Genomic DNA, 17122 nt, shown 5'->3' with positions numbered 1-17122 from the left:
GTTTCTCTCCTCAGTGCAGCAGCGCGCCGATCATGCGCACGGGGCGCTTGCGCGGGAATACCCGCTCCAGCCAGACCGCGAATGCCGGCAGTACGGTCATGGCCATGACCATGTTGACGATGAACATGAAGGCCAGCAGCTTGCCCATGTCCGCCTGGAACTTCAGGTCGGAGAACGCCCAGGTGGCCACGCCCACCGCCAGGGTGATCGCGGTGAAGATGGTGGCCACGCCCACTTCGAGCAACGCGTGCTCGACCGCTTTGGTGATCGACTGGCCATGGGCCAGGTGCAACTGCAGGCGGTTGTAGATGTAGAAGGCGTAGTCGACGCCGATGCCCACGGCCAACACCATCACCGGCAAGGTGGCGATGGTCAGGCCGATCTGCAGCTCCTTCATGAACCAGTAGCCAATGAATGTACCGATGGTCAACGGCAGGCAGCACACCAGCACCGCGCGCAGGTCGCGGTAGACCGCGAATACCAGCAACGCGATCGCGGCATAGACATACAGCAGCATGGGCGTCTCGCTCTTCTCCACCTCCTCGTTGATGGCCGCCAGGACACCGGCGTTACCCGAGGCGAGGCGGATCGCCTGGCCCGGTTGCGGATACTCGCTACGAAACGCCTTGACCGCCTCCACCACCCGGTTGATCGTCGTGGCCTTGTGATCAGCCAGGTACAGGTGCACGGCGGACATGCTGCAATCGGTACGCACCAGTCCAGGGGTGCGCGCCACCTCGGTAGCCAGCGCCGCGTAGTTCATCGGGTCGATGGGCACCACGGCCATCTTCGGGTTGCCTTCGTTGTAGCCCTCGTTGAACTGGCGCAGGTTGCTGGAGAACGACGCTACCGACAGCACGCCAGGCACGCCCTGCATGGCCCAGACGAAGCGGTCCTGGTACTGGCCCGCAGCGACATCCTCGCACGCCGCCGGCACGCCTTCGCCAGCCTCCCCCGGCTTGGCTTCGAACACCACGCTGAGCCAATCCAGCCCGATGTCATAGTTGTTGGCGATGGACACGGCGTCGCGGTTGAAGCGCGAATCCTCGCGCAACTCCGGGGCCCCGGCCTGCAACGAGCCGACGACACGGTCATGGCTTTGCCAGATCGCCACCAGAAAGATCACCAGCGCCACGCCCAGGACCCACTGCGCGTTGCGCCACTCGGCCAGCCGCGACAGGCCACGCAGCCAGCGGGTACGGCGCTGCCGGGAAATTTCCTGGGCCGCCGCGTACTCGTCGTCGACCCGCAGCATGGACGCCAGCAAAGGCAGCATCAGCAGGTTGGTGATGATCTTGTAGGCCACTCCGAGCGATGCGGTGATCGCCAGTTCCCGCACCATCGGGATCGGGATCAGCAGCAGCGTCACGAAAGACACCAGTGCAGTCACCAGTGCCAGCGTTCCCGGGATCAGCAAGCCGGTGAAGCTCGAGCGTGCCGCCGCTTCGGCGCTCTTGCCGGTGGCGATCTCGCGGACAATGAAGTTGATCTGCTGCACGCCATGGGACACCCCGATGGCAAACACCAGGAACGGCACCAGCACCGCCAGCGGGTCGAGGCCATAGCCCAGCAAGCGCAGACTGCCGAATTGCCAGACCAACGAGGCCAGAGAACACACCAGCGCCAGCAAGGTGAAGCGCAGTGAATGGCAATACCAGTACACCGCCGCCGCGGTCAGCAGCAGCGCCAGCAAGCAGAACTCCAGCACCGCCGAAGCGCCGTCGGCGATGTCGCCGATCTGCTTGGCGAAGCCGATGATCTGCACTTCGAAATCGCCATCTTCGAACTGCTGGCGTAGCTCTTTTTCCAGGCGGTGATTGAACGCGACATAGTCCAGATGCGTCCCATCGGCCTCGTACTCGTTGAGCTCCGCGGTGATCATCGCGCTGCTCTGGTCACGCGACACCAGGGTGCCGATGAAGCCCCCTTGCGCGGTGGAGTTGGCGATCGAGGCGATGACCTGGTCGTTCAGGTGCTCGGGCGAAACCGTGCCCGGCACCAGCGGATCGGCGCGAAAGCCTTCTTCGGTAATCTCGTTGACGAAGGCATTGGGCGTCCACAACGAGCGCACGCTGCTGCGCGAGATCCCCGGCAGGAAGCTGATCGCCTGGGTCACCTCATACAGTCGCTTCAGCCCAGGGGCGCTCCAGATATCACCTTTGCGAGCCTTGACCACGATGGTCAGGCGATTGGCGCCCATCAGGTCGTTGCGGTACGTCTCGAAGGTCTGGATGTATTCATGGCCGACCGGCAACTGTTTTTCGAAGCCGGCGTCCATACGCAACTGCACCGCGAACCAGGCCATGACCAGGGTGAACACGGCCAGGCCCGCCAGCACCAGCCGCCGATGTCCGAACAAGACCCGCTCGACGCGTGGCAACACGCCACGCGCCTGGATCCCTGTCAGTTTTACAGAACCGTTCACAGGAGGCCTCACAAGGTACGGGAGATCGCGATGCCGACATAATCGCGGTCACGATACAGCTGGTCGTAAGGGGTATCCCCGCCCATGAACTTGGCGTAGTTCAGGGACACCTGCCAGCTGGCCGGGTTGCGCACGAAATTCAGGTAGAAGTTCATGCTGCTAGCGTCCTTGGTAAAGGTGGCCGTGAGGTTCGGTGTACGCCCGCTCAGCGAGCGTGCGTAGAACACCCCCGGGGTGACCTGCCAGCCCGGCAGCAAGGTGCCGTCATAGGTCATGCTGAAGTCCAGGTTGATGCCCGACGAGGTCTTGTCGCCACGCGACTTCGGCGCGGTCGCAGGGTCCAGCTGCCAGGCATTGAGGCCGGCGGCGAGCGGCTCGCCGTTGACCTGGTCATGTAGCCCCGGGTACTTGATGACCACAAGTTCGGTGAGCAAGGTACCAGTGCTTGCGCCAGTGAAATCCAGCAGCGTCGGCGAGTTGGACGGCGTGAAGCTGTAAAGGCCGGTCAGGTGCCACTGGAACTTCTTCTCGTCCTTCCAGCATTTGCCGCCATTGCTCGAACACAGGTCGACGACCGGGTTGAGCATTACCGAATCCTTAGGCCGGTAGGACAGCTCGGTACCGACGGCCCAGTCGCCGATCGGCATGTTGGCGCTGACGCCATACATCATCCGGTCTTCCTGGTAGCGCCAGGAGGGTGCGGCGGCAAAGGTGTCCGGGTCGAGAATATCCACGCGCAACGACGGCGTCTTGTCGTGGTAGCGCATCACGTAGAAGCCATAGTTGACGTCGCTGTCCTCCGGTTGCCAGCGCAGCGAAAGGCCCCACTGGCCGCTGTCCCTGGCTTTGTTCTCGGAGAACCCGTACTCGCCCCTGCCCTCGCCGAGCGCGTTGGTGGTGGACCAGTAGCTGCCCACCGGCGGCAGCTCGCTCTTGTTCCAGCGGAATTGATAGTAGGCCTCGACGTTGACCCCCGAGCCCAGGCCGGAGGCGACACTGAGCATCGGCGCCGGCAGCACGGCCTCCTTGAGCTGCACCCCCGGACGGGCCAGGGCTTGATAGTCGTAGGCGTTAGTATTGTTGATACCCCCAGCCACGAACAGGCTCTCGCCCCAGTTGATCACCTGGTTACCCAGGCGCGCCCGGACACGCTGCTCGCCCACGTCAAAGCCTTTGCTCACCCACAGATCGAGCAGGCGAGCCTTGAAGGCGAGATCGTCGCGAGCATCTTTGCCAAGGCCGCTGCTGCCGATGCTTTCAGGGGTGTTGAACGAGCGCGTGCCAGTGGTATCGGTGGCCGCGAAGTCACGGATCCAGGTACCGCGCGCCATGAAGGTGACGTCCTCGGGCATCTTCAGCAACAGCTCGTGGGTACCCTTGAGATAGTTGGTGAACATGTCGCCGCGGTCGTAGTTCAGGTCGCCCTGATCCGCAACGCCCGAGCTCTGCGCCAGGCAGCCGGACGGCACATTGTGCCCGGTGGCCCCCTGGTTGATCAGGTTGCAGCCGCGCGACTCCGTACGTACGCCCATGCCGGCGGTGATGGTGGAGTCGAACGAACCATTGAGGGTTTCGGTTTCGAAGGTGAACCCCATTGCCAGTGGGGTGGTGCACACGATGACAAGGCCTGATGCTTTGCTAATTATTCTTTTCATTCTGGCTCTCGATCTGACGTCGTTCTTTAGCGTTCGCTGATGGCTCGCAGGTTATCGGAGGTGTAGAAATCGCGTTTCAGGCGTGGGCTGCTACCTTCATCGGTGAGCCAGCGGATATCGTTCTTGCCAGCTCCGACCGAGGTCATGTCGAACAGGTAGCGGCCATCGACCAGGTTGTACTGGACCTGGGCCTGCACATCGCAAGTGCCGGTTTCGTACACGGGGATCGAGAAGCCTTCACGCACTTTCCAGATCTGTCCTTGCTTGTCGTAATCGACAGCCAGCAGCGGGTTCCAGCTATCCTCGTCGATGTAGAACATGCGTTTTGGCGCCTGGTGGCGCATGCCCTGGCGCACATTGGCTTCGACCACCCAGACCCGATGCAACTCGTAGCGGCGCGCCTGCGGCGCGATTGAATCGTTGCCGGCGAACGCCTCCACCTTGGCGGCGGTGTCATAGGCACCGAAGGCGTTGTAAGGCACCAAAAGCTCCTGTTTACCGACCAGTTTCCAGTCAAAGCGGTCCATGGTGCCGAAGAAGACGTTCGCCTCATCGACGTTGTACTGGTTGTCCAACCCGATCTGCGGCGCGTCGTAGGAATACGACGGCATGCGCCGCACGCGACGCTGGCCAGGGAAGTAGTAGAACGTCGTGGCCTGCTCGCCGGCGACAGCCGTCTGCACCCCTGCCTGCCCAGCCAGCGCCGCTGGCTCCCGATAACTGGAGAACGTGGCATTTTCCAAACGGCCAGTTGCGGAAAAGAGTTCACTGCCTTTCTTTCCCCACGGCGTGAAGAAGAAGGTATCCGACGACTGGCGTAACCACTCCCCGCCCTTGCGCGGCGAGATGCCTGAAATGCTTTTTGGAATTTCTACACCAAGGCCGCGATAGCGCATCTTCATGTTCCACATCACCTCAGCACCAGTGCTGGGCAGAGGGAACGGGATGCCGGGTACGTGAGCCTCTACGAGGGCAACCCCTGAAGGGTCGAGCTTGGCGAAGCCAAGGTTCTGCCGTGTGTTATCCGCCACGAAGTCCGGCACGCCGCAGCTGCGTCGGGTCGGATAGACCTCCATGCGGTAGCCCGGAATCTTCTTGAACAGTTCAAGCTGACCCGGGGACAGCTTGCTCGCGTACTGCGCCACGTTGCTCGCATCGATGCTGTAAAGTGGCTTATCGCTCCTGAACTTCCAGTGCTCGGCGCGCATCTGGCCGTAACTCCAGCCCTCCCCTTGTGGCCCCGGCGTGGCCCACGCCGGAATATCCCCGCTTGAATTGGCGGCCACCTCACCGCCCAGTGGCGTCAGTTCGGAACCCAGCTTCTGGGCGCCCTGAGACGCGGCCTGCACCGAGCAAATCGCGCCCGATACAGCAAGGGTAATCAGCAACTGCCTGAACATTCGGCGGGTAGAAACATCGCGTTCACGCACTGTGGATACTTTTTTCATAATAGGCTCCTCGGAAAAGGGCCTGCACCGGCAACCCAACCTTTGACAAGGAATTCGGCACCTATCGCAAGCTGATCAACTGACATGATCATATGACCATGTCGGTTGATCATGAAGCAAAGCATATGCCAGAACTCTTCACGCCATCATTAGTTGATATAAATCAGCCAGTTAGTCACAACACGCTTTAGATAAGCTACGAACACCTGCCCTTTAATGGGAAATAAAGGAACAAGTGTTACCAGTGCACGCCCATTCCTGGCGCATTTAAGGCACCGCTTGCAGCCACCAGCCCTATGTCCAAGCGCGCCCTAAACATAAATTTACGCCAAAAAAAACCGCCCCTAGAGGCGGTTGAAACGGCAGGCTCCTGGCCCGCCATGGAGTAACTTCATAGACTGAAACAGCCGAATAAACACGGTCTACTCAAAGCGCGCAAGATGCCGCCTTAGTTGGATTTTACTGGCGCGCTCAAGCGCACCATAGGCATAGAATGACTGCACGATCGAGTACGACCACGTCAGAAAAGCCAGCGTCATGAAAACCATCTTTGTGTCATCGCCCGCAATCGGGAAGAAATCATAGCGCAATGCTATCGTCAATCCCGCCACACCACTCAAGGTGGTGGCCAGCGCATGCAGAAGCTCACCGGCACGACACAGCCGCCAGACAAAATAGGCCAGGTAGGTCGTGTAGACCAACCACATCCCTACATAAAAATAAGGGAGGAAGGCCTTGAACGAGGCCGACATAAAGTAAATGGCCGCGACCACGAAGCCAGCCAGGAATAGCAAAATGTCACTCACCGGAGACGGCTTGTAGTCATGCGTAACCGACATCAAACCGAGCGTTGCAATCACAGGAATCCCAACACCTCGAGAAAAGGCATCAAGAAACATGGCGACGTTATAATTAGCCTGCCAACCGGTAACGATAAAGACCGCAAAATTTGTCGCCGATATTCCTACAATCAAAAACTCTCCACCGATTAGATAGTTTCTTCTCCCGAAAAATGCCACCCCATAGAACAGACCGCAGATAATTAGCAGTACACATGAGACCAGGATGCCCACTTCTATCAGTTGCACGAAAACAACCTCTTAATCTGGAGGGCGACACCATATTGTCATTCGACTGAGTTCCGTAGGTCAATGGACACCATGGGCCACCTGGAAAATGCTGGCTAAGTTACTGACCTGCTCCAGCAACTGCATTTATAGGGGCAGGTCAGCCAACCGTTAGTTGATCAGGGCCCTCAGGTCACTATCAATTTCCTTTAGCACTTCTGGCGAAATCAATCCGCCAGAGTATTTCGCCGCTGTCACCAAGGCAAAGCCGCGGGCCATGCCAATTTGCGGATGCTTACTGATACCGGGCACGTGCTTTTCAAGTACCTGGCTCGTATTGTTGTTATCCAGCAATTCGCCTACTTTCGAGTCGATTGAAAACGCCATGGTCTTATCTCCTTGGTTGCGCCCTGTCGGGCAGAAATTCAATACGCAGCCAGCCGTGCAAGCCCAAGCACTCAGAAGTCTTTCCCTGGTTCGGAAAAGGCAGGCATGCCCAGGAGCTCCTGCGGGTCACGCATCTGACCATCGATTTCCACCCAGCCCAGCAGCGTAGAGCTCACACTCCAACCCAGAAGGCGCTGCATTTCTGCAGGAAGTTGGCGAATCCGTTCAATGGGGATGGAAAGGAAGTGATTCTCTTCAAGGCGCAGGATGGCCAAGTCGTAGGCCATGGTCAGGCCAGTCCGAGGAGACGACGTGGTATTGGCGCCACCGCCGTGATAGACCGAGCCCAGCCACAGCAGCGCAGAGCCTGCCTTCATCTCAGCGGCGATGGTTTCTTCCTGGGTCGGCATGCGCTCGTCATCCCATTGATGACTACCCGGAATCACTCGCGTCGCCCCGTTTTCTTCGCTGAAATCCGAGATGGCCAGCATCATCTGCAGGCGGGCCTCGCGTCCGAACTGGGGATGTCGCCACAGCGAAGTGGCGTCGTCTCGATGCAAGGGCTGCAGGCCTTGGCCTGGCCCGATTTGAATGGCCTGGGTAATGCTGAGTTGAATGTCAGGCGCCATTTCGATGCGGTCGCTGCCCACCCATACATGGGTTGGTGTCTGAAGAATCTGCCTGGCCGCGCCGATGAACAATGGGTTTAGTGCAACCTCCACCGCGATGTCGCTTCGACCGATGATGCGACCGACACGGCGCGTCTGCGTACCGGCGAAATAGGGGTCTTCTCCGCAGGGCGTGACATTCAAGTAGGTGTCCAGCTCCTCGGCGAGGCACTTGAGCGTCTCTGGCGAGACGAAATCGGAAATGATGACCCCGCCGTCACGCCGGATGATTTCCACCACCTGTTCAACCGACGAGTCACCACTGACCGTCGAGAGTTTTCGTGTATCCATCTGCCTTCTACCTGTCCGGTTTTGTCATTGTTCTGTCCAGCGAGCCCGGGCAACGGCGTCGTCTCACCGGAGCCGCCAGCACAGTCACCTCCTGCGCCACTACCGAAGCCCTTGATCACCTGCTCGGCGTTGCCATGATTATTTAATATAGTCATTTGATCAAGTCATTTGATCTAGGTTTTTTGTAACCCTCCCGCGGCCGCCTCGACTTCAGTGAAATCCAGCGCTCGGCATTCGTTACTGGCAATGACCACATACCGGCCGCCAAGGTGCGGACACAAACGGCTCCATCCACCCATCTCATGGAACAGGCAATGACTTTGCGATAGCATTCGTCACCGCCGACGCCGGCACCGGCGGTTGGCGCAATGCCGACAAGGGAGAACGCTGAATGGCTCGGATAGGCGCAGAAGAACGCAGACAGGATTTCATTGAAGCGACCATCAAGGTGATCGCGGAACATGGCATAGCCAACGCCACGACGCGGCGCATCGCGGCAGCTGCGGATTCACCGCTGGCATCGCTGCATTATGTTTTTCACACCAAGGAGGAGTTGTTCTATTCGGTCTACGAGTCTTTGATCAACATGCCACAGCAATCGCTGCAGGCGCCGGCAGACGCCCTCCCCGCCGACTCGGTGGGAGATATGCTGCGCCAACTGGTCAAGTGGTTCATCGCGCACCCCGAACGGGCCATCACACAATTCGAGCTCTTCTTCTGGAACCTGCGTAACGATCCGCAGATGGCAGCCAAGATCTATATCGTTTCCCTCGAAGCGACTCAGCAGGCCATCCAGAAGGCAACCGGCGATGCGCTGGACCATGCCGCACGGACCACTGTCAGTCGGCTACTGATCAACCTCTTCGATGGCTTACTGCTCTCCTGGACCGCCCACGGCGACCCCGAACGCCTGGAAGCGGAGACAGAAACGGCCTGCAAGGCGGTCAGGCTGCTGGTGGAAAGCTACTGAGAGGCCATCCAGAGATGCCGTGCTCCGGTGCGACGCGGCAATCCTGGATACATAGGGCCCGATAGATAGAACCACTGGGGCTTCTTGCAGCATTAGCAGTCCCCTTCTCCCAAAACGACTCCCCCCACGCGTTGGCCGGCGCCCTCGCAGTCACTCAAAGTTCAAATCATCCCAAAAAAAAGACTTCGCGGTGCATTTTGCACCTTGTACCGGGCAATCGGCCACCTCATCATGGTCAAATGATCAAGTCAAAAGATCAGTCTCTACAACACTAGAATAGGAGGCGACATGTCCTCGCACACTGCTCTTCCGGTTGAGCCGCTCGACATTTTGATCATTGGAGCCGGTGTGTCTGGCATCGGCGCGGCGGCCTATCTGCGACGCCAGCAACCCGACAGGACGTTCGCAATTCTCGAGTCCCGCGAACGCATGGGCGGCACCTGGGACCTGTTCCGTTATCCCGGCATCCGCTCCGACTCGGACCTCTACACCTTCGGTTTCGACTTCAAGCCCTGGACCAAGGCGAAATCCCTGGCGGATGCCGCGGACATTCTCGAGTACCTGCGCGAAGCCATCGACGAGTACCAGCTGGAGCCGTTCATCCAGTACCAGCAGAAAGTCGTCTCGGCCAACTGGCAAAGCGACAGAGGCCTGTGGGCGGTGCGCATCGAGGAAGGCCAGACGGCTCAGGTGCGTACGGTCGAATGCCGCTGGCTATTCAGTGCCGGTGGCTACTATCGCTACGACCAGGGCTTCACCCCCCGCTTCGAGGGCACCGAGCAGTTCAAGGGCCAGATCGTTCACCCGCAACACTGGCCGGAGAACCTCGACTATGCGGGCAAGCGCGTGGTCGTCATCGGCAGTGGCGCGACCGCGGTAACGCTGATTCCGGCCATGGCAGACAAGGTCGCCAGCATCACCATGCTGCAGCGCACGCCTTCCTACATCATCAATCAGCCGGCCACTGACGGGGTTGCCGCGTTCCTGCGCAAGGTCCTGCCGGCGCAAACCGCCTATTCCCTGACGCGCTACAAGAACGCCAAGATCACCTTGGCGTTCTGGGGCTTCTGCCAGCGTTTCCCCAAGCTCTCGAAAAAACTGCTGCTGTGGCTGACCCGCAAGGAGTTGCCGAAGGACTACCCGGTCGACGTGCACTTCAACCCACCCTACAACCCGTGGGACCAGCGTCTGTGCTCGGTGCCCGAGGGCGACCTGTTCAAAGCCATCAGTACCGGCAAGGCCGACATCGTCACCGACCATATCGAGCGCTTCACCGAGTCCGGCGTATTGCTCAAATCGGGCAGGACGCTGGAGGCCGACATCATCGTCACGGCCACCGGGCTCAACGTACAAATGTTCGGTGGCATCACCCTGCACAAGGACGGCAAGCCGGTGGTGCTCAACGAGACCCTGGCCTACAAAGGCATGATGCTCTCCGGCGTGCCCAACTTCGCTTTCGCGGTGGGCTACACCAACTCGTCCTGGACCTTGAAGGTCTGCCTGCTGTGCGACCACTTCTGCCGCCTGCTCGGTTTCATGGCGCGCGAAGGCTACAACGTCTGCGAGCCAAAGGCGCCGGCCGGGATCGAAACCCGCCCTCTGCTGGACTTTGGTGCCGGCTATGTGCAGCGCGCGCTCGACAGCGTGCCGCGGCAGGGGCCGTGTGAGCCCTGGGTGATGTCGATGGACTACTTCCGCGATATCAAACTGCTGCGCCGCGGCACAGTGGCGGAAAAGTGCCTCAGTTTCAGCAGCGTACCGAACGTGCCGGTGCATGCCGGCGTCGAACTGCAACAGCCAGGTAGCCGCCGATGAGCCGTGATCGCTTCTGCGAGCTACCGGGCAAAGGCAAGCTCTGCTATCGCAGCTACGGTGTCGAGGGTGCCCCGGCGGTCCTGCTCATCGTCGGCCTCGGGCTGCAGCTTACCTACTGGCCGCAAGCGCTGATCGCCGGGCTGGTCGAGCAAGGGCTGCAGGTCATCACGCTGGACAACCGTGACTCGGGCAGGTCGTTCTTCACCGACGTGACGCCGCCCACGACCCTGCAGCAGTTCCTGCGCAAGCGCACCGCCGGCTATGACCTGGCCGACATGGCCAACGACGTCATCGGCTTGATGGACGGCTTGCAGCTGCAAACAGCGCATGTCGTGGGAATGTCGATGGGCGGCATGATCGCGCAGACCCTCGCGGCACGTTATCCGCAGCGGGTCAGGACCCTCACATCGATCTTTTCCACCACGGGTTCCCTGCGCGTCGGCCAGCCGGCGCTCAAGGCCCTTCTGCAGTTGCTGCGCCGCCCGCCGCGCAGCGAGAAGGAAAGCGTTCGCGACTACGTGGACATCATGCGCGTGATCGGCTCCACCCTCGAGTGGAACGAGCCGGCCTTGCGTGAGTATGCCCAGCTGGCCTGGGAGCGAGGCGGTGGCGAGGCGAGCAACCTCGGTACCGCCAGGCAGATCGGCGCAATCATCAACTCCGCCGACCGTACCGAGGAGCTGCAGCGGATTCGTTGCCGCACCTTGGTCATCCATGGGGAAAAAGACCTCATGGTCGCCACCAGCGGTGGCTACGCCACGGCGGCGGCGATCCGTGGCTCCAGCCTGGTGTTGCTGCCCGGGATGGGGCATGACTTTCCGGCTTGCCTGTCCACCACGCTGCTGTCCCTGCTGACGGGGCACTTGCGTTAACAACAATTTTCTTTAGGGGCGTGCAGCTTGGCCGCCCCTCTTTTTATTCCGCTGGAGGCCTTTAGCGACACGTTGCAACACCACCCAAAACAACAACATACCGGCTTGCGCCAAAGCGCCAGGCCACACATCACACGCCTGAGCGGCCGACCGCGACCAGGCGCGGGTGCTCCTCCACTGCCCTTTCGACAATGACAACAATTGAGCAAGAGGTACGTATGGAATTCAAATTCTTACTCCCCAGCAAGATCGTGATGGAACCTGGCCTGCGCGAGCGCACCGGTGAACATCTCCAGGGCCTTGGCCTGGCGCGGGTGCTGATCGTGACCGATGCCGGGGTCAAGGCCGCCGGCCTGCTGGACAGCATCTATGCCAGCCTGGACAGGGCAGAAATTGCTTACGAAGAAGTCGCGGACATCAAGGCCAATCCACGCAGCGAAGACATCAACCGGACGGCGCAGCAATATCGGGGCAAAGGCATCGACGGCCTGCTGGCGGTGGGTGGCGGCAGCGCGATGGACGCGGCCAAGGCCATCAGCCTGCTGCTTACCCACGACGGGCGGATCGAGGACTACGAAGGGTCGTTCACCCTCAAGCACGCCATACCGCCGATCATCGCCATCCCGACCACCGCAGGTACCGGCAGCGAAGTGACGTGCTTCTCGGTGATCACCGACACTGCCCGCCATTTCAAGATGAGCGTCCATGATTACCGCGTCGGCCCCGTGTTGGCGCTGCTCGACTCCCGTATCCTCGACACCCTGCCCGCGTCGATTGCCGCCGCCACCGGCATGGATGCCCTGACCCATGCCATCGAGGCGTACACCTGCCGCGTTTCGAACCCGATCAGTGATGGCCTGGCATTGCATGCCATCCGCCTGATCAGCCAGCACCTCAAGGCGGTCGTACTGGAGCCAGACAATCAAGAGGCGCGCGAGCAGATGTTGGTGGCGAGCCTGATCGCCGGCATGGCATTCGGCAACGCTGACGTCGGCAGCGTGCACTGCATCTCCGAGTCAATTGGCGGCATGTACGACACCCCGCACGGCGTCGGCAACGCGATCTTCCTGCCCTTCGTCTTTGGCCACAACCGCGATGCCGACATCCTGCGCCACGCCCAGGTGGCCTACGCCCTGGGGATCGACCCGACGCTGGCGCCGGCCGCCGCCGCCGAGGCCGCCGTGGGTCATCTGTTCCAGATGAGCAAGGACCTGGGCATCCCCTCCTTCGCCGAGGTCAAGGGCGTGCGCGAGGAGGACTTCCAGGCCATCGCCGAAAAATCCAAGCAGAACTTCTCGGACGCCAGCAATGCCAAGGCGATGTCCGTCGAGGCTTATCACGACATCATCACCACCGCTTACCACTTCGTCGCGTAGGAGGGCTGCGTCATGAGTCATTCAACCTCCAGCGCCTCGTTGAGGCGCACCTTGGGGTCGTTCTCGGTGCTGCTGTTCGGCCTGGCGTTCCTTGCCCCGCTGATCGTCTTCGGCACCTACGGCGTGATCACCCAGGCCAGCGGCAACACCACGGCAATGGCCTACCTGATCGCGGCGACCGGGGTGGTGTTCACCGCGTTGAGCTACGGGCGGCTGGTCAGGGTATTCCCGGTAGCCGGTTCGGCCTACACCTACACCCGCAAGATGCTCAATGCCAATCTCGGGTTCATGGTGGGCTGGGCCGCCCTGCTCGATTACTTCTTCATCCCGATGCTGATCTGGCTGCTCGGTGCCAGCTACCTCAACATGGCCTTTCCAGAGGTCCCGCAGTGGGTGTGGATCAGCGGCTTCATCGTTTCCACTTCACTGCTCAATGTCCTTGGCATCCAGGTCGCCAACCGCTTCAACGTGCTGTTGATGGCGGCGCAACTGGCGATCATCGTCGTGTTCCTGGGCCTGTGCATGCACTACATCGTGGCGGCGAACGGCCCTGGCGGGCTGCTGTCGGCCAAGCCGTTCTTCAATCAGGACGTGCCCTTCGCCACCAGCATGGCCGGCGCCGCCATTGCCGCCTACTCGTTCCTGGGCTTCGACGCGCTGTCCACGCTGAGCGAGGAGACCCGAGAGCCGGGCCGGACGCTGCCACGCGCCATCCTGCTGGTCGCGTTGATCGGCGGTTCGGTGTACGTGGGCTCCTCGTACTTCATGTACCTGGCCCATCCCTCCCCCAGCTTCGAGCAGGTGGACGGAGCCGCCTTCGAGATCGCCCGGATGATCGGCGGCGATGTGTTCTTCGCCGTGGTGCTGGCGGGGATCATCATCGCCCACTTTGCCGCGGGCATGTCGTTCCAGGCCAGCGTGGGACGGCTGCTCTATGCCCTCGGCCGGGACAACCAGCTGCCGCGCAAGGTGTTCGGTGTCCTGCATCCGCGCTTCAAGACCCCGGCCTTCAACATCCTGCTCTGCGGCGTTTTCGGCACGGCGGGTTTTGCCTTGACGATCGCCACCGCGACGTCGCTGGTCAACTTCGGCGCGTTTGTCGCTTTCACCGCCGTCAATCTGTGTGCATTGCGGCTCACCTTCGATGCACGGGTCAAGGATGGCGCCGGCCTGCTGCGTGGCGTGCTGTTCCCGCTCATCGGCTTGGTCACGGCCGGGTGGATGCTGATCAGCCTGGATAAAGACGCGCTGATCATGGGCAGTTGCTGGCTCGGCCTGGGGCTGGTCTACCTGGCCTGCCGCACCAGCTTCTTCCGCAGCCCCGTCCCTGAGGCATTGGTATAGCGACCCCGTTTCAATCGAATGCCCTGACGACAATCACAAGGCCGGCCATTGGCCGCGCCGTTAAATGGCGAGAAACGACATGCAAAGCAAACTTCTGATCAATGGTGCCCTGGTAGCCGGCGAAGGCGACGAGCTGGCCGTGTACAACCCCTCCCTGGGCAGCGTCCTGGTGCAAACCAACGAGGCCAGCCAAGCCCAGGTCGAGGCCGCGGTGCAAGGCGCCGATGCGGCCTTCGAAGCCTGGTCGCAAACCCCGCCCAAGGACCGCGCAGCCCTGCTGCTCAAGCTCGCCGACAGCATCGATGCCCAGGCACCGGAGTTCGCGCGCCTGGAAGCCGACAACTGCGGCAAGCCTTACACCGCCGTGCTGCAGGACGAGCTGCCGGCGGTGTCGGACGTGTTCCGCTTCTTCGCCGGCGCCGTGCGCTGCCTGCAAGGTTCGGCCGGGGGCGAGTACATCCCGGGGCACACCTCGATGATTCGTCGCGATGCGGTCGGCGTGGTCGCCTCCATCGCGCCGTGGAACTATCCCTTGCTGATGGCGGCCTGGAAACTCGGCCCGGCCTTGGCCGGCGGCAACACCGTGGTGCTGAAACCCTCGGAGCACACGCCGATGACCACTTTGAAACTCGGCGAACTGCTGGCCGAGATCTTCCCTGCCGGCGTGGTCAACATCGTCCATGGTCGGGGGGCCACGGTCGGTGAGCCGCTGACCAGCCATGCCAAGGTGCGCATGGTGTCGCTGACCGGCTCCGTACGTACCGGCAGCCGGATCATCGAGGGCACCGCCGACAGCGTCAAACGCATGCACATGGAATTGGGTGGCAAGGCCCCCGTGCTGATCTTCGACGATGCCGATATCGACGCGGCCGTCGAAGGCATTCGTGCCTTTGGCTTCTACAACGCAGGCCAGGACTGTACCGCCGCCTGCCGCCTGTATGTGCAGAAGTCGGTCTACCCCGAGTTCGTGCGCAAGCTCGGTGAGGCCGTGGCCAGCATCAAGTGCGGGCTGCAGGATGATCCCTCGACCGAGATGGGGCCATTGATCACCGAAGAGCACCTGGGTCGCGTCGAAGGCTTCGTCAAGCGTGCCCGGGAAGTGCCTCATATCGAGGTCGTCACTGGTGGCAAGCGCGCCGCAGGTAGCGGGTTCTTCTTCGAACCGACGGTCCTGGCCGGTGCCCGCCAGGATGACGAGGTGGTGTGCCGGGAGATCTTCGGCCCGGTGGTGACAGTCTCGTCGTTCGAGGACGAAGCCCAGGCGCTGGCCTGGGCCAATGACTCCGACTACGGCCTGGCCTCTTCGGTGTGGACCGCCGATGTCGGCCGCGCCCATCGCCTGGCCGCGCGCCTGCAATACGGCTGCACCTGGGTCAATACCCATTTCATGCTGGTGAGCGAGATGCCCCATGGCGGCGTGAAGCTGTCCGGCTACGGCAAGGACCTGTCCATGTATGGCCTGGAAGACTACACCGTGGTGCGCCACGTGATGTTCAAGCACTGATAGCGCCAAGCAAATGTTGCCCGATCACTTCAAGAGGTTATGCATGAACAACATCGAGACATTCGAACGGCTCGAGTCCAACGTGCGGATGTATTGCCGCGATCTGCCGCTGGTCTTCGATACTGCCCAGGGCAGCAAGATCCGCGGCGAGGATGGCCGCGAGTACCTGGACTTCTTTGCCGGCGCCGGTGCCCTGAACTACGGCCACAACGACCCGCGCATGCGCGATGCGCTGATCGCGTACCTGTCGGCCAACGGCGTGACCCATGCCCTGGACCTGCACACCACCACCAAGCGGCAGTTCCTCGAGTCGCTGGAACGCGACCTGTTCAAGCCGCGCGGCTGGGACTACAAGGTGCAGTTCACCGGCCCGACCGGCGCCGATGCCGTCGAGGCGGCATTGAAGCTGGCGCGCAAGGCGACCGGGCGGAGCAAGATCGTGTCGTTCTATGGTGCCTACCACGGCATGACGGCTGGTGCGCTGGCGGTCACTGGCAACCGCACCCGGCGCGGTCCGGGGCTGTCCACCGACGTGGTGTTCGTGCCCTACGAAGACAGCCCTTACGGCGCCTTCGACAGCATCGGCTTCCTCGAGCGCCTGGCCAACGACCAGGGCAGCGGCTCGGAGCTGCCAGCGGCGGTGATCGTCGAATCGGTGCAGATCCAGGCCGGCGTCTACCCCGCCTCCAATCAGTGGCTGCAAGCCTTGCGCCAATGGACCCGTGCACACGGGGTGTTGCTCATCTGCGACGAGATCCAGGCTGGCTGCGGCCGCACCGGTGACTTCTTCGGCTTCGAGCGCTCCGGGGTGGTCCCTGACCTGATCACCTGCGCCAAATCGATCGGTGGCTACGGCCTGCCCATGGCCATCGTGTTGATCGGCGCCGGGCTGGATGTCTGGGAGCCGGGCGATCATATCGGCACCTTCCGCGGCAACCAGTTGGCGTTCCTTACCGCCCAGATTGCCCTCGGCTATTGGCGCGACGAACAGTTCCTGAAGTTGCTGGCCGCCAACTGCGCGGCCATGGAACGCGCGGTCGCCGGCTACGCCGAGATTCCAGGGGTCGCCTCGGCGCGCTGCCGCGGCATGATCGCCGGCATCGATTTCGGCCGCGGCAACGTAGCCTTGGCCAAGGATGCCCAGCAGCGCGTGCTGCAGGCGGGCGTGCTGGTCGACCGCTGCGGGCCGAACGGCGAGATCATCAAGCTGATGCCACCGGTGAACACCCCGACCGAGCAGCTCGAACAGGGTCTCAAGGCGTTCGGCGAAGCGGTCGCGGCAGCGCTTGGTCAGTAACCG

At 61.6% G+C, this 17122-nt stretch carries 13 protein-coding genes; 7 read left to right on the top strand and 6 right to left on the bottom strand.

What is annotated here, in order from left to right; translation table 11 throughout:
• Window positions 1–10 precede the first annotated feature (10 nt).
• From OH705_RS03005 to OH705_RS02980, 6 genes are all read right to left on the bottom strand, one after another.
• On the bottom strand, window positions 11–2425 hold the full coding sequence (locus tag OH705_RS03005; protein ID WP_052062193.1) for an efflux RND transporter permease subunit: 2415 nt from the start codon (window positions 2423–2425) through the stop codon (window positions 11–13).
• Window positions 2426–2433: 8 nt separating this feature from the next.
• Window positions 2434–4080, bottom strand: a complete 1647-nt coding sequence (locus OH705_RS03000; protein ID WP_312025792.1) for a DUF1302 domain-containing protein — start codon at window positions 4078–4080, stop codon at window positions 2434–2436.
• Between the two features lie 26 nt (window positions 4081–4106).
• Window positions 4107–5528 carry a DUF1329 domain-containing protein gene (locus tag OH705_RS02995; RefSeq protein WP_038705993.1) on the bottom strand — a complete coding sequence of 474 codons (1422 nt, stop codon included), beginning with the start codon at window positions 5526–5528 and terminating at the stop codon, window positions 4107–4109.
• Window positions 5529–5950: 422 nt separating this feature from the next.
• Window positions 5951–6601 carry a hypothetical protein gene (locus tag OH705_RS02990; RefSeq protein WP_123902578.1) on the bottom strand — a complete coding sequence of 217 codons (651 nt, stop codon included), beginning with the start codon at window positions 6599–6601 and terminating at the stop codon, window positions 5951–5953.
• 165 nt (window positions 6602–6766) lie between these two features.
• Complete coding sequence (locus OH705_RS02985; protein WP_267300918.1) at window positions 6767–6982, bottom strand: hypothetical protein; 216 nt, start codon at window positions 6980–6982, stop codon at window positions 6767–6769.
• 71 nt (window positions 6983–7053) lie between these two features.
• A complete protein-coding gene (locus OH705_RS02980; protein ID WP_023628924.1) occupies window positions 7054–7941 on the bottom strand; it encodes a phytanoyl-CoA dioxygenase family protein in 888 nt (295 codons plus the stop codon).
• Between the two features lie 391 nt (window positions 7942–8332).
• Here OH705_RS02980 and OH705_RS02975 point away from each other — a divergent pair, with 391 nt between their 5' ends.
• The 7 genes from OH705_RS02975 to OH705_RS02945 all read left to right on the top strand — a co-directional run bounded on the left by OH705_RS02975 (window position 8333) and on the right by OH705_RS02945 (window position 17119).
• Entirely contained in the window at window positions 8333–8911 is a 579-nt protein-coding gene (locus OH705_RS02975) for a TetR/AcrR family transcriptional regulator (protein ID WP_023628925.1), read from the top strand.
• Window positions 8912–9199: 288 nt separating this feature from the next.
• Window positions 9200–10726 (top strand): flavin-containing monooxygenase, encoded by a 1527-nt coding sequence (locus OH705_RS02970; RefSeq protein WP_023628926.1) that lies wholly within the window; start codon window positions 9200–9202, stop codon window positions 10724–10726.
• Window positions 10723–11598, top strand: coding sequence for an alpha/beta fold hydrolase (locus tag OH705_RS02965; protein ID WP_023628927.1), 876 nt, complete (start codon window positions 10723–10725; stop codon window positions 11596–11598). The genes OH705_RS02970 and OH705_RS02965 overlap by 4 nt, the downstream gene beginning before the upstream one ends.
• Window positions 11599–11816: 218 nt before the next feature.
• Window positions 11817–12974 (top strand): iron-containing alcohol dehydrogenase, encoded by a 1158-nt coding sequence (locus OH705_RS02960; RefSeq protein ID WP_110605051.1) that lies wholly within the window; start codon window positions 11817–11819, stop codon window positions 12972–12974.
• Between the two features lie 12 nt (window positions 12975–12986).
• Window positions 12987–14318 (top strand): APC family permease, encoded by a 1332-nt coding sequence (locus tag OH705_RS02955; RefSeq protein ID WP_267300915.1) that lies wholly within the window; start codon window positions 12987–12989, stop codon window positions 14316–14318.
• A 79-nt stretch (window positions 14319–14397) separates the two neighbouring features.
• Complete coding sequence (locus OH705_RS02950; RefSeq protein WP_267300913.1) at window positions 14398–15822, top strand: gamma-aminobutyraldehyde dehydrogenase; 1425 nt, start codon at window positions 14398–14400, stop codon at window positions 15820–15822.
• Between the two features lie 43 nt (window positions 15823–15865).
• Entirely contained in the window at window positions 15866–17119 is a 1254-nt protein-coding gene (locus tag OH705_RS02945; RefSeq protein ID WP_038705991.1) for an aspartate aminotransferase family protein, read from the top strand.
• Window positions 17120–17122 lie beyond the last annotated feature (3 nt).

This window comes from Pseudomonas sp. BJa3, assembly GCF_026343815.1.
GTDB lineage: Bacteria > Pseudomonadota > Gammaproteobacteria > Pseudomonadales > Pseudomonadaceae > Aquipseudomonas > Aquipseudomonas soli.
Note: the sequence above shows the minus strand (reverse complement) of the source record. Positions and strands in the feature narration are given on the sequence as shown.

Bases quoted from the DNA above. Each gene is read 5' to 3' on its own strand.
- OH705_RS03000 (WP_312025792.1), bottom strand. From the start codon at position 4,080: ATGAAAAGAATAATTAGCAAAGCATCAGGCCTTGTCATCGTGTGCACC.
- OH705_RS02995 (WP_038705993.1), bottom strand. From the start codon at position 5,528: ATGAAAAAAGTATCCACAGTGCGTGAACGCGATGTTTCTACCCGCCGA.
- OH705_RS02985 (WP_267300918.1), bottom strand. From the start codon at position 6,982: ATGGCGTTTTCAATCGACTCGAAAGTAGGCGAATTGCTGGATAACAAC.
- OH705_RS02980 (WP_023628924.1), bottom strand. From the start codon at position 7,941: ATGGATACACGAAAACTCTCGACGGTCAGTGGTGACTCGTCGGTTGAA.
- OH705_RS02975 (WP_023628925.1), top strand. From the start codon at position 8,333: ATGGCTCGGATAGGCGCAGAAGAACGCAGACAGGATTTCATTGAAGCG.
- OH705_RS02970 (WP_023628926.1), top strand. From the start codon at position 9,200: ATGTCCTCGCACACTGCTCTTCCGGTTGAGCCGCTCGACATTTTGATC.
- OH705_RS02965 (WP_023628927.1), top strand. From the start codon at position 10,723: ATGAGCCGTGATCGCTTCTGCGAGCTACCGGGCAAAGGCAAGCTCTGC.
- OH705_RS02960 (WP_110605051.1), top strand. From the start codon at position 11,817: ATGGAATTCAAATTCTTACTCCCCAGCAAGATCGTGATGGAACCTGGC.
- OH705_RS02955 (WP_267300915.1), top strand. From the start codon at position 12,987: ATGAGTCATTCAACCTCCAGCGCCTCGTTGAGGCGCACCTTGGGGTCG.
- OH705_RS02950 (WP_267300913.1), top strand. From the start codon at position 14,398: ATGCAAAGCAAACTTCTGATCAATGGTGCCCTGGTAGCCGGCGAAGGC.
- OH705_RS02945 (WP_038705991.1), top strand. From the start codon at position 15,866: ATGAACAACATCGAGACATTCGAACGGCTCGAGTCCAACGTGCGGATG.